Origin of the sequence: Bradyrhizobium sp. NBAIM08 (genome assembly GCF_020193935.1) — a bacterium.
Classification (GTDB): Bacteria; Pseudomonadota; Alphaproteobacteria; order Rhizobiales; family Xanthobacteraceae; genus Bradyrhizobium; species Bradyrhizobium yuanmingense.
The window spans coordinates 1-414 of sequence record NZ_JADYVR010000791.1; the positions used below are offsets into that span (position 1 = coordinate 1).

Annotated in this window: 1 protein-coding gene; it reads left to right on the forward strand. The window is 70.3% G+C overall.

Features of this window, described 5'->3' with window-relative positions; translation table 11 throughout:
• Positions 1–288, forward strand: a 288-nt coding sequence (locus I6F37_RS42080; protein ID WP_225154682.1) for a hypothetical protein, incomplete at its 5' end; no start/stop codon positions are given.
• Positions 289–414 lie beyond the last annotated feature (126 nt).

Sequence of the window (414 nt, forward strand, 5' to 3'; positions counted from 1 at the left end):
GATTCGGGTGGGACCACGGTCGTGGTCCGCTCGCTGCCGGATACGTCCGACGTGGAGGCCGGCCCCCTGGAGGGGGTGTGGCTGCGCGTCGGTGACGAGACGGCGCGCACCGACGGTGACGGCGAGGCACGCTTCGCGGTCGAGTCGGGACGCGTCCGGGTGTGTGAGCTCGGCTCGTCCGAGACGCCGACCCCGTCTCCACAGACCTGCCTCGAGGAGTCCGTGCCGGCCGGCGGACGCATCGAGCTGCGCATCAGTGATCTCGGCTTGACGATGGGAACCGGATGACACGGAAGTTGCTGCTCTGCGTGTGGCTGGTGGTCTTGGGGCTGGTCGCCCCGGCCACGGCCTCCGCCGCCAAACTCGACATCGGGCTGGTGATCGACGGGTCGGGGAGCATCGACGACGCCGACT